At 45.4% G+C, this 12,890-nt stretch carries 8 protein-coding genes; 4 read left to right on the plus strand and 4 right to left on the minus strand.

Features of this window, described 5'->3' with window-relative positions; translation table 11 throughout:
• Window positions 1-359: 359 nt before the first annotated feature.
• Window positions 360-3,731, minus strand: a complete 3,372-nt coding sequence (locus ACF8OV_RS00920; RefSeq protein WP_317676132.1) for a helix-turn-helix domain-containing protein — start codon at window positions 3,729-3,731, stop codon at window positions 360-362.
• A 210-nt stretch (window positions 3,732-3,941) separates the two neighbouring features.
• Window positions 3,942-4,820, minus strand: coding sequence for a zinc ABC transporter substrate-binding protein ZnuA (gene znuA / locus ACF8OV_RS00925; protein ID WP_140108242.1), 879 nt, complete (start codon window positions 4,818-4,820; stop codon window positions 3,942-3,944).
• A 78-nt stretch (window positions 4,821-4,898) separates the two neighbouring features.
• Here znuA and znuC point away from each other — a divergent pair, with 78 nt between their 5' ends.
• Entirely contained in the window at window positions 4,899-5,687 is a 789-nt protein-coding gene (znuC, locus tag ACF8OV_RS00930; RefSeq protein ID WP_025498707.1) for a zinc ABC transporter ATP-binding protein ZnuC, read from the plus strand.
• Entirely contained in the window at window positions 5,680-6,465 is a 786-nt protein-coding gene (gene znuB, locus ACF8OV_RS00935) for a zinc ABC transporter permease subunit ZnuB (protein ID WP_317676131.1), read from the plus strand. Before znuC ends, znuB begins: the two co-directional genes overlap by 8 nt.
• 154 nt (window positions 6,466-6,619) lie before the next feature.
• Here znuB and ACF8OV_RS00940 read toward each other — a convergent pair whose 3' ends face one another.
• Window positions 6,620-7,465 carry a class II glutamine amidotransferase gene (locus tag ACF8OV_RS00940; RefSeq protein ID WP_169615959.1) on the minus strand — a complete coding sequence of 282 codons (846 nt, stop codon included), beginning with the start codon at window positions 7,463-7,465 and terminating at the stop codon, window positions 6,620-6,622.
• A 52-nt stretch (window positions 7,466-7,517) separates the two neighbouring features.
• Window positions 7,518-8,093: a D-sedoheptulose 7-phosphate isomerase gene (gene lpcA / locus ACF8OV_RS00945; protein WP_005494304.1), complete on the minus strand. Its 576-nt coding sequence runs from the start codon at window positions 8,091-8,093 to the stop codon at window positions 7,518-7,520.
• A gap of 356 nt (window positions 8,094-8,449) precedes the next feature.
• On the opposite strand from lpcA, the gene fadE reads away from it, so the two are divergent.
• Together fadE and ACF8OV_RS00955 are read left to right on the plus strand one after the other, a co-directional pair.
• Window positions 8,450-10,894, plus strand: coding sequence for an acyl-CoA dehydrogenase FadE (gene fadE, locus ACF8OV_RS00950; protein ID WP_024702379.1), 2,445 nt, complete (start codon window positions 8,450-8,452; stop codon window positions 10,892-10,894).
• Window positions 10,895-11,106: 212 nt separating this feature from the next.
• A complete protein-coding gene (locus ACF8OV_RS00955; RefSeq protein WP_005457639.1) occupies window positions 11,107-12,882 on the plus strand; it encodes a SulP family inorganic anion transporter in 1,776 nt (591 codons plus the stop codon).
• Window positions 12,883-12,890 lie beyond the last annotated feature (8 nt).

The raw sequence follows: 12,890 nt of genomic DNA on the forward strand, positions 1-12,890 counted from the left end.
TAACTAGAAGCACTTTAGTTAAGCTTTCTATATCCTATTTATATGTGCTGTTTGGCGAAAATAAACTGCTACAACGCTGTGCATTGATGTTTCACTTACCTATCACAACGCCTAAATTAGGCAAAAAAACTCTAGCCTAACAACACAAAGGCATTGCAGCTCTTTGGTGCTGCGAACTACATAAGAAAGTACAGATGCTTTACTTACTCAGAACAACTCAAAAAACAGAACGCTGCGTAACCCGAGGCGACTAGAATGGTTTAGTTGCGGTATCAGAACGAATCACGCCGCTAAACGTGAGGAGGTGATTTAGATAACATCCATGCTGTAACTATTAACGATGTTCGAAAGATTGGAGGCTAATTTGCGTGACTGTCTTGTTCCATCGCGAACTTTGATGGAGGTAGACCAAAGTGCAACTTGAACTTCTGGCTGAAGTAAGAGGGATCATTGAAACCGCAATTGAAAGCCACTTCACTGATTTTTTCACCTGCGAGTAACTGTTCGCAAGCAGTTTCTAACCGTACCTCCGTTAAATAATCTTTTAACGTTCTTGACGAGGCCGACTTAAAGCGGCGTTGTAAACTACGTTCAGACATAAATAACATCTTAGCCGCTGTCGCAGTACCAAAATCAGGGTCATGGTAATGCTCAGCAACTAACTGATAAACCTTTTGTAGCCACTCATTCTCTGGACTGGCTTTTTCTTCGACGATGTTTTCTGGCACAAATTCTGGTAAAACTTCCTCGACATGGCTCAACTCTTTTGCCAACGGCCAAGTAATCTCAATTTTATTCTGCGCATCAGAAGTGAACACCGCTAAGTGCCCTCCACTCACCGTAACCAACTGCGAAAGATTGTCGATACTCAAGTCCACATTGTTATTCGCAGGACGACTTAGAGAAAGTTTATTTGGCAATTGCGTTCCGTAATCCAAAAAGCTGAGTGAGACAATGTCCCGTCCCTCTTCTAGCATCACTTTAACGGCTTGACCTCGGAAAGAGCGCTTGATGATGTTGGCAAAGATACTGTTGAAGATAACATCCAGATTAAAACTCTCTAGAGCAATACGGCTAGACTTGTTCTCATCCTCTAACTCCACAGAGATCCCCGCTTTGGCGAAATCGTCTCGCCACACATCCACCACAGATTGAGTAATTTGGCTTAGGTTGTAGTTTTGACTGCCGCTACTCGCATCACCAGGAGCACTTTTAAGCTCATTCAGCTGCCAGTAAGTTTTTGATACGTGATCCTCTGTGATGGAATCTCTCTCCACTGGCAATTTTGACGAGATATAATCGACGCTGGTTTTTATAGACTGAGCAACATGGTCAACTAATAGATTTCTAACCTGAATTTGCTTTCTTAACTGTTGGTTACTCGTCAATAATACGCGGCTTTGATGCCTTAACTGGTTGGTCTTTAGAGTGACCTGAGCAGCAAGCTCTCGGTTTGCTTGCATAACATATCGTGAACGCCAGTACATGATAAGGCCGATAAGCGTAGAAATTGAGACGAAAAAGCCTAATATCGCAAGCTGGGATAGATACCATGGTTTGAGCACTTCAAAACGAGACTCTAAGCCAACAACGCCCGCCGTTACCTGTGACTCGTTACTCACTTGAAGGTGGTATTCCCCAGAGTTGAGGTGCTCTAAGGTTAACTGACCCCCTTCTAAGGTCTGCCATCGGTCGTCTTCGTTTAAGCGGTAGTACAGGTTCTGGCTATCCGGTTTAGGCATGATGCCAAAGAGAAAACTCAGCGAAGAACCATAAGGCAGCTTAACCCCATCAAGGTCGGAACTCCCCACTTGGATTACATCATTTTCAAGCATCACTTGGCTAACAATAAAGCGGGATTCTGGCGGGTTTGACACCAATAGTTTTGAAGCCTCCGCTTTAACTAATCCATATTTTGAGCCTAAAACAAGCTCACGTTCACCATCTTCTGTGCGTTTCACTACGCTACATATCCCAGGAATAAACTCATTATTAATCAAGCCCGATGCAGATGAATAATGTTTAACTAACTCACCGGACAATCGGTAGTAACTCAACCCAACAGAAGATGCAAGCCACACACCTTTCGCATCACTGATCAAACACGCCGGACGAGCATTCGCAACACTCATCTCCAAGACTTGCTTGGCTTCTCCACCAGCCACTGTTTTAAACAACCCATAGGAAGAGGCAAACCACTGCGAGCCATCCGCCGCTGTCACTATATCTAGCGACTCGCCATATTTTTCCGAGAAACGATTGAAACGAATACGTTCATCATCGTATTCATAAATGCCGTGATCCGTACCAATAAAAAGTTTATCTTCGGTATCATATAAGCGCGTCACTTTAGCTGGTAAGTACTGACCCACGATCCATTCGCTACCAAAGTTTCTGACGGATTGCTTGTCGATATCAACGTTGTAAAGTTGGTAACCGCTGGATACCCACAAACGGTTTGCGTCGTCTAGAGCAATATGCTCAACAGCATGCCCAGCCATCACTTGTAAATAAGGGAAGCTAACCTTTTTCAGCCCCTCCAATTGGAATATCTCCAAGCCTTTTGAAGTGGCAAGCCATAACATGCCTCGTTGGAACGCAAATTCGTTAATCTGAGAATCTAATTCTAAGACTTTTACAATCCCTTCCGCGCCAGAACGATACAGCTTGCGGTCATCGGCAAACCAAAGCACACCATCTGGCCCTGTTACCGTTTGTCTGATACGACCAGATAAGGTTTGCGAGTCATAACTACTAAAGGTGACTCGCTCAAATTTTTTGCTGAACAAAGAGTAATAACGAATGCCTTGGTTGGTCGCTATCCACATTCCGCCCATGTTGTCGCTAAGTAAGGAATAAATTTTAGTGCTATCGAGTTCTAACTCTAAGAAGCTCGCAGGCTCAACTTCAGTAACTTCACCTGTTAAAAACGAGTAGAGATACAAACCGTGCTCAGTACCAACCCAATACTCTTGATTGGTCTCTGAAAACGTCAGTACGTGGGAGCCGCCAATTTTGACGATCTCTTTGTTCGGCTCGTAAATATTGAAGATCAACGCTCCTTTTAAGGTGCCGACCAATATCTCGCGTCTCGTATGCGAGTAGTACACTTTTTCAATGTAGTTTTGACCGGATGAAATCACGTGATCAAATTTATTACCTTCAGAAAGATAGACACCAGATGTTGTAGCCAACGCCCATTTGGTTTCGACCAGAATCGCATCATTGATGTACACATAACTATTATTGCTATGTTGATACAGTTGAAGCAGTGAAAATGAATCAAGTTCATTGGTTTTGATGTTGTAGGTATAAAAATGTGCGCCATCACTGACCCAAATATAATCACCTGATGAACCTATTTTTCTAATTTGCGCCCCGGGGTTAAGGCTAAAGACCAACTGCCTTTCTTTGTTTGGGTAGGTCTGATAAACCTCATTTTCGACAAAGGTCCAGAATGACCCTTGATGATACGCAAGCTGCTTTGCGGTCGTTTGCAAAAAACTGCCTGATTTTGGCAGAACATTCTGGCCGTCATAAAAAAGAACGCGGCCATGTACATCATGAATCCATAGCCCACCTTGCTCGCCCAAGAACAATTTTTTCGCAGCAATAAAAGTGCCCTTAACCTGAGTAGGCAAAGGGTAAAAGATGGCGTTTGCGTTGTTCAACGCAAACGCTTGAGATGATATGAAGAGTCCCCAGAAAATCAGGACAAGTTGGCGAAGCAAGACGAAAACCTTATATATCAATTTATATCAACTCAACTCCCTATAGGCCTTCCGTAGCTCTTGTGAGTAGGGTTATTTTGAGCCGCTAATTATTGATAATGATATCTCAATTCCTTTTATAGAAAAGGTTCGTCTTGCCAAAGGTTGTAATTCTTACTGCTAGATCACGTAAAAGAGACATTTCATCCGCAAAACTACAACTAATTACCCTTATTTAGCCAAACATTGCGCAAAACTTTCAGCCATGTTGCCTAACAAGTTAAAGTAACTGCCTGGCTCCACTTTGATCGTGCTGCCTAATGGGTCAAGCTCGCCTTTGGCCACATTGCTGCCACGCATCACACTCTCGACAACGGCTGGTGTAAATTGAGGCTCAGAAAACACACAAGCCACGTTACCTGCTCCCAATGTTTTTCTGATCTGAATCAGCGTCTTGGCACCCGGCTTTCGGTCGGGAGTCACCGTAAAGTGTCCTAGATTATTTAACTGGTAACGCTCTTCAAAATAACCGTACGCATCATGGAAAACGAAGTATCCTTGGTTCTTCACTGGTGCTAACTGCTGCTCTATTTCCTTATCTTTAGCCGCAAGCTGTTCTTCAAATTTAACAAGATTGTTGCTGTACGTTTTCGCATTAGCTGGATCGATTTCCACCAATTTGTTCACAACAGCTTGGGCGACCTGTTTAACCGGTTTAATACCCAACCAAAAGTGCGGGTCGTGGCTACCGTGGTCATGACCGTCGTGATCATGCGAATGCGCACTATCAAACTCACGAAGCGCTAGATTTGGTATTTCGCTTAGCGTCAGTGTACTAGATCTATTTGATACGACTTTTTCAAGAAATGGTTCCAAATCATGACCATACCAAATCACCAAATCCGCAGACGCGACTTTTTTTACATCAGAAGGTCGCAGCGAATAATCGTGTGGTGATGCGTTTGACTGAACTAGCACTTCAGGAGTAGTGACGCCTTCCGTCAGTTCAGTCACCATCAGTTGGATCGGTTTAATGCTTGTAAGTACTGTTATCGCCTGCGCTGGCAAGGTTAACATTGCTGAAGCAGCAAGAATTAAAGCTCTTTTCATAGTTTTACTTGGGATATGGCGTAGAAAGTGCGATAATGTTACATTATAACATTATAGTTTTGCAAATGAGTTTCATTCATGTCTTCATTAGTCAGTCTTGAACAATTGTGCGTCGAGTTCGATGATCGCAGAGTTCTTGATAACATCAGCATGGAATTAGAAAAGGGCAAAATCACAACCCTAATCGGTCCCAACGGAGCGGGAAAATCCACGTTAGTTAAAGTCATTTTAGGGCTTCAAAAGCCGACTAGCGGAAAATTGGTTAAAGCGAAAAAGCTAAAAATTGGTTATGTGCCTCAGAAACTGAAACTCAACGACTCTTTGCCGCTAAACGTTATCCGTTTCTTAAATTTAGCAGGAAAGTACAGCAAACAAGAATGCCTTGATGCATTAAGACTAGTTGGTGCAGAGCACTTAATTAAGAGCAACATGCACCGCCTTTCCGGTGGTGAAAACCAACGCGTCCTACTCGCCCGCGCGCTGCTACAACGCCCTGACTTGTTGGTTCTTGATGAACCAGCTCAAGGTGTTGATGTTCAGGGACAAATCGATCTATACGATTTGATTGAAAGCATCCGTCACCGCTTCGATTGCGCTGTGTTTATGGTATCTCATGATTTGCATTTGGTCATGGCAAAAACAGACGATGTGATTTGTTTGCACCACCACGTTTGTTGCTCGGGATCACCAGCAACAATCACTCAGCATCCTTCTTACATAGCATTGTTTGGTAACGCAGCGAGAGAATCACTCGCGTTTTATCATCACGACCACGAGCATCACCATCACGATTTGTCTGGCTCTCCAGTATCGGGCGACGCTACCTCGTGCTCTAACCATAGCCACGGACATCATCACCATGATTGAGTTTCTTCTACCTTCTATTCTCGCTGGTATTGGTATTGCAATCATCGCAGGTCCACTTGGGTCTTTTGTTGTATGGCGAAAAATGGCCTACTTCGGTGACACTCTTGCCCATGCATCGTTAATGGGGCTCGCTCTCGGGTTCTTACTGAACGTTAACCTCTATCTTGCGCTGCTAGTCTGCTGTTTAGCATTAGCGGTACTCCTTGTAACACTGCAAAGGCAGCGACTGGTGGCCACAGATACCCTACTCGGAATTCTAGCTCACAGCTCTTTGTCTATCGGTTTGGTGTCAGTAAGCTTTTTGGACAATGTTCGTGTCGATCTAATGAGTTACCTATTTGGTGATTTATTAGCTGTATCACCAGAAGATTTGATGTTTATTTATGCCGGCGTAATTGCCGTTAGTGCATGTTTGTACATATTCTGGCGACCGTTATTATCAAGTACCGTCAGCGAAGAGCTAGCCGCTGTAGAAGGTGTGAACACAGACTTAATCCGTCTGGTCTTGATGCTGATGGTGGGTGTAGTGATTGCGGTAGGTATGAAGTTTGTCGGTGCCCTTATCATGACTTCACTACTGATCATCCCAGCAGCAACAGCGCGCAAGTTGTCTTCTACACCAGAACAAATGGCATTCTTCGCATCCATCATAGGTGCGATTTCAGTTCTAATGGGACTGAGTCTGTCTTGGCACTTCGACACACCAGCAGGCCCATCAGTGGTGATCAGTGCGACTTCTTTGTTTATGCTGAGCCAACTGATTCAGCGGAAAGCTTAGTTATAAGCACAAGTTAAGCAAACGGATCTGATGATTAAGAATTCTCAGTGCTATTGCTGGCTTACATACAAAATCAATACAAAATCGCATCAAAAAAGGCAGTCGAGTGACTGCCTTTTTTGTTATTTGGAAAACTTGATGTCTAGAAACGTCGTTATTCCAACGGTTCGGTCGGAGCTTGATTACCCGGTTTGGGCGCTGAAAATGGCACATCTTTCAAATCAGATGCATTGTTTTGGATCAGTTCACCAAGGTGAAACAAACCATATTCACCGGGCTTCATTCGATGCCAAGTCTCATTGCCGGTTAAAGGCTGAGTTGCAATGACAGAAACAACATCGTTTGGTGTTGTTTCTTCTTGGAAGTTGATCTCCACATCTTCATCTAGTAAAGCGGCCTTGCCAAACGGTGCGCGACGCGTAATCCAATACAAGTGATTAGTACAATACGTCATGACAAACTCGCCGTCGCTGAGCAACATATTGAACACGCCTTTTTCTTTGAGCTGATCACAACACTTAGCGATGTAGAGAAAAACAGATTCCATGTCCTGAGGAGGCTCTGGATATCGATCTTCCATCTGCTTTAGCAGCCAACAAAACGCGAGCTCACTATCTGTTTGACCAACAGGACGATGACGCCCAGTGTACAGGTCTTGGTAATCAGACAGCTGACCATTGTGAGCAAAGGTCCAATACTTGCCCCACAACTCACGTGTGAATGGGTGCGTATTTTCTAAATTCACTCCGCCACGGTTTGCTTGGCGAATATGACTCACAACCGCACGACTTTTGATCGGATAGTTTTGCACCAATTCAGCAATTTGGGACTCACAGCTTGGTTTTGGATCTTTAAAGGTTCGAAAACCTTTACCTTCATAAAAAGTAATTCCCCAACCATCACGGTGCGGGCCAGTACGACCTCCACGCTGCATCAGCCCTGTAAAGCTGAAACAGATATCCGTTGGAACATTGGCGCTCATGCCGAGCAATTCACACATCGTTTAACGAACTCCTTACCTAAACCACAGCCGAAAAAGTGGCTGCAGAAAATTATTCCATCTCTTTTTCAATCAACTGAATGATGATGTGAATAATCTTAATATGTACTTCTTGAATACGGTCTGCATAACCAAAGTGTGGTACACGAATTTCAACATCAGCAAGACCAGCCATTTTACCGCCATCTTTACCCGTCAGTGCGATGGTCTTCATGCCTTTCGCTTTCGCAGCTTCAATCGCTTTAAGAATATTGCCTGAGTTGCCAGATGTCGACAAACCAAACAGAACATCACCTTTGCGGCCTACCGCTTCAACGTAACGAGAAAAGACAAAGTCGTAACCAAAATCGTTACTGACACAAGAAAGGTGGCTTGGATCTGAAATCGCAATACCAGCGTATCCTGGGCGATTATCACGGTAACGCCCCGTTAGCTCTTCTGCGAAGTGCATTGCATCACAGTGCGAACCACCGTTACCGCACGACAGCACCTTACCATCTTGCTTAAAAGAATCGGCAATCATCTTCGCTGCCGCTTCGATTTGAGCAATGTTATGGTCATCGCTTAAAAATTTGTTGAGCACTTCAGCAGCTTCGTTCAATTCACTTCTAATCAGATCTTGGTACATAAGACGTTCTCTTTATTATTTCGGGCGTAAATGCGCATTCGCTTCGCCTTAGTAAATGGTTCTGATGCCATTTTAGCACCGGACATTTCATAACACTGAGTTTACCCACAAACGAGAATTAGTGTCGATAGTGAACCTCCAGATTTGGATTGGTGACAGTAATAAACTTGTCAACTTGCTTACGAAACCATCACTCAATTCGCAACTTTAGAATTTTAACTCTACTTAGATCACTTTTTACTCAATCTTGTGTTTTACATTTCTTTAATATTTTGATTACACTTATACCAACTGGTTAGACCTCTTACCAAAATACAGACGTACAACATTTATAAAGTCTGAAAAGGAAAAATTATATGGACATCTTGCTCTCTATCGTTGCGATGGCTGTTGTGTTAGGCATTACGCTTTACCACAGAATGTCACTCGTTAAATCCGTCAGCCTACTAACTGCTGCCATGCTAGTGCTGACTATCACAGGCTCAGTTGGCGTTATTGGCTGGACACTGTATGTGCTTGCAATCGCGGTCTTTGCCGTGTCTGGTATCCGCCAATCGCTTATTAGCCGTAAGGCACTGGCGTTGTTTAAGACTGTGCTACCTGCGATGTCTCAAACTGAAAAAGAAGCTCTCGATGCTGGTACAGTATGGTGGGAAGCTGAGCTATTCAAAGGTAAACCTGAATGGGAAAAATTACACGCAATTCAAGCGCCAAAACTTAGCGCTGAAGAGCAAGCGTTCTTAGACGGCCCAGTAAACGAAGTGTGTGCTATGGTCAGCGACTTCCAAGTAACGCATGAACTCGCGGATTTACCACCTGAAGTTTGGCAGTATCTGAAAGACAACAAATTCTTCGCCATGATCATCAAGAAAAAGTACGGTGGTCTAGAGTTCTCTGCATACGCTCAATCTTTGGTACTGCAAAAGCTGACGGGTGTTTCTGGCGTACTTTCTTCTACCGTTGGTGTGCCTAACTCATTAGGCCCAGGCGAACTCTTGCAACACTACGGTACAGAAGATCAGAAAAACTATTACTTACCTCGCCTAGCTGAAGGTAAAGAAATCCCATGTTTCGCACTAACTAGCCCAGAAGCGGGCTCAGACGCAGGCTCAATCCCAGATTACGGCGTCGTTTGTAAAGGAGAATGGGAAGGCAAAGAAGTGTTGGGTATGCGTCTAACGTGGAACAAACGCTACATCACGCTTGCGCCTGTTGCGACGGTACTTGGCCTTGCATTCAAACTGCGTGACCCAGAAGGCCTGCTTGGTGAGAAAGAAGATCTTGGTATCACATGTGCGCTGATCCCAACGGATGTGAAAGGTGTAGAAATCGGTAACCGTCACTTCCCACTGAACGTACCATTCCAGAACGGTCCAACCCGTGGTAAAGACATTTTCGTTCCTATCGATTTCATCATCGGTGGTGAGAAAATGGCAGGGCAAGGCTGGCGCATGCTGGTGGAATGTCTGTCGGTCGGCCGTGGCATCACGCTACCTTCTAACTCGACGGGTGGTATCAAATCGGCTGCGATGGCAACGGGTGCATACTCTCGCATTCGTCGTCAGTTCAAACAACCAATCGGTCACATGGAAGGCGTTGAAGAGCCATTGGCGCGTCTTGGCGGTAATGCATACGTCATGGATGCGGCCAGCAACCTAACTGTTGCAGGTATCGACCTAGGTGAAAAGCCATCAGTTATTTCTGCAATCGTGAAGTACCACTGTACCCACCGCGGTCAACAAAGCATCATCGACGCGATGGACATTGTCGGCGGTAAAGGCATTTGTTTAGGCCCTTCGAACTTCCTCGCTCGTGGCTACCAAGGCTCTCCAATCGCCGTAACGGTAGAAGGTGCAAACATTCTGACTCGTTCGATGATCATCTTCGGTCAAGGTGCGATTCGTTGTCACCCATATGTACTTGAAGAAATGAACGCCGCTTACTCAGAAGCGAGCGACGCGGTTGAGAAATTCGACAAAGCGCTAGCTGGCCACGTGAGCTTTACCATGAGTAACCTCGTTCGCAGTATTTGGTTTGGTTTGAGCGATGGTCTCGGTTCATCGGCACCGACTAAAGATGCAACGAAACGCTACTACCAACAGCTAAACCGTTACAGTGCCAACCTAGCGCTTCTGTCTGATATCTCAATGGCGGTGCTTGGTGGTTCGTTGAAACGTAAAGAGCGTTTATCTGCGCGTTTAGGTGACATTCTCAGTCAGCTATACCTAAGCTCCGCGACGCTAAAACGTTTTGAACAAGATGGTCGTCCAGCTGAAGATTTGGCTTTGGTTCACTGGGGTCTACAAGATAGCTTAAAACAAGCAGAAATCGCCGTTGATGAGTTCCTAGCAAACTTCCCGAACAAAGTCATTGGCCGCACACTTCGCGTTCTGATTATGCCATTCGGTCGTGTACGCAAAGCACCAAGTGACAAGCTAGACAGCAAAGTGGCACGTATTCTACAAACCCCAAGTGCAACACGCTCGCGCATTGGCCGTGGCCAGTACCTAGAGCCAACAGAGCACAACCCAGCAGGTAAGATTGAGCTGGCACTGTCTGTGATTCTTCAAGCTGAGCCTGTGTTCGACAAAGTTTGTAAAGCGCAAGGTAAACGTCGTCCATTCCTCCGCTTGGATATGATTGCTCAAGAAGGTCTAGAGCAAGGCGTGATCACTCAAGAAGAAGCAGAACTGCTGAGAGAAGCCGAGCAACATCGTCTCGATACCATTAACGTTGACGATTTTGAACCGGAACTATTGGCAGCAAAGCCACTTTACCCTCAAATGGATAGCGTTGCTTAAAAACCAATAAGAAAGACAAAAACGGGAGCTTTGGCTCCCGTTTTCTTGTGCTCTGACTCCAAATAACGCCCCTCCCTTTCGACGCATCCGATGCTCACTCTCAGACAACCGTTGTAACCACAGCCAAACCAATTGATCGCGATATGAGTTATAAATAGCTCACAGACCTTACTCATTAACGGTGTATACTTTACCGTATCTCAACTACATATATGGAAAATCTGTTGGCTAGACTCTTATTCGCTCAGTGGTTCCCAGGACTCATTCAACTTAAAAACTATCAAAAAGAATGGCTCGTGAACGACTTTAGAGCAGCATTTTCTGTTGTTGCTGTTGCACTACCTGTTGCTATTGCTTATGCACAGCTAACTGGCGTTTCTGCTATCGTCGGCCTCTACTCATGCGTGCTGCCGATGCTGGTTTACGCTTTAATGGGCACTTCCCGACAACTCATTGTTGGCCCGGACGCCGCAACCTGTGCCGTCATTGCCGCCGTCGTTACCCCAATTGCCGCTGGCGACCCAACCAAACACTGGCAGCTCGTCATGACCATGACAGCCATGACAGGTATTTGGTGTGTACTGGCCAGCCGTTTCAAACTGGGAATTTTTGCTGACTTCCTTTCCCGCCCAATCCTCTTAGGGCTACTCAACGGCGTGGCGTTGACCATCATTGTCGGTCAGTTTGCGAAAGTCGTGGGTTTGAAATACGAACAACGCTATCTACTTGAACGATTATGGGAAGCTCCACAACGCTTGGCAGAACTTCATTGGCCAACAGTTGCGTTAAGTGTAGCGACTGTGGTGGTCTATTTGGTAACCAAACGCTACCGTCCTACTTGGCCTGCAGCAATGCTTGCCATACTGGTTACTACAGCATCGGTTTGGCTACTGCACTTACAAGAAATGGACGTGGCCGTAGTCGGCCTAACTCAAGGTGGTTTCCCTCAATTTCAAGCCCCACAATTTGAGCTTGGCGAAGTGCGTGAGCTCGTCGTGCCAGCGTTAAACTTAGCGATCGTTAGCTTTGTCAGCATGATGCTGACCGCGCGCAGCTTCGCAGCAAAGAACGGCTACGACATTGACGCCAATAAAGAATTTCAGGCATTGGGGTTCGCCAATATTGCTTCTGCCTTCTCGCAAGGCTTTGCCATCAGCGGCGCAGATTCTCGTACCGCCGTTAACGACGCCAATGGGGGAAAATCACAATTGGTATCGATTGTGGCTGCCATCACCATTGCTATTATCGCGGTCTTTATTTACGAACCGTTACAGTTCATCCCTATTGCGTCACTCGGCGTGGTACTCATCATCGCGTCACTGTCACTGCTTGACCTCAAAGCCATATGGATACTGAAAACACGTGACAAAGATGCCTTTTACCTTGCCATCATTACCTTTATTTCCGTGTTAGTAATTGGGGTTATTCCAGGTATCACACTGGCAGTTCTATTAGGCCTATTTCAGTTTTTACGCATCGTCATGCGACCAAGTGACCAACTACTGGGTCTGGATGAAAAAGGCACCATTCGCACCATTGATGAAACCGGAAAAGCGTCTCCAATTCCGGGCATGGTGATTTATCGCTTCAACTCACCGTTAACCTACTTTAATGCACCATACTTTAAGCGTCGTTTGCTAGAGCATGCAGAGCAAAACAAAGATGTCAGCTGTGTCGTAGTCGATGCCGTATCGAGCTTTACTCACCTAGATTTGAGTGTCATGGCGACATTGGCCGACATTCACGAAGTGCTCAAAAAAAGAGGAATACGATTAGTCCTCGCAGGAAGAAAACGCCGCTTGCGTCAATGGTGTGAGTTAACGGGAATAAGCACCAGCGAAGGCGGGATTTTGCTGCGTGCCGATATGTACCTTGCGATCAAACTCAGTGGTAGCTACCTCAGTGCAGTCGGTGAAGGGATTGTTCCTACCGTGCAAAAAGAACCCGATTTGGAACAACCACCAAAGCCAATTCCAGAAGTGGCTTAAGCGATAAT

Source organism: Vibrio sp. GLN_1 (genome assembly GCF_043106015.1).
Taxonomy (GTDB): Bacteria; Pseudomonadota; Gammaproteobacteria; order Enterobacterales; family Vibrionaceae; genus Vibrio; species Vibrio parahaemolyticus.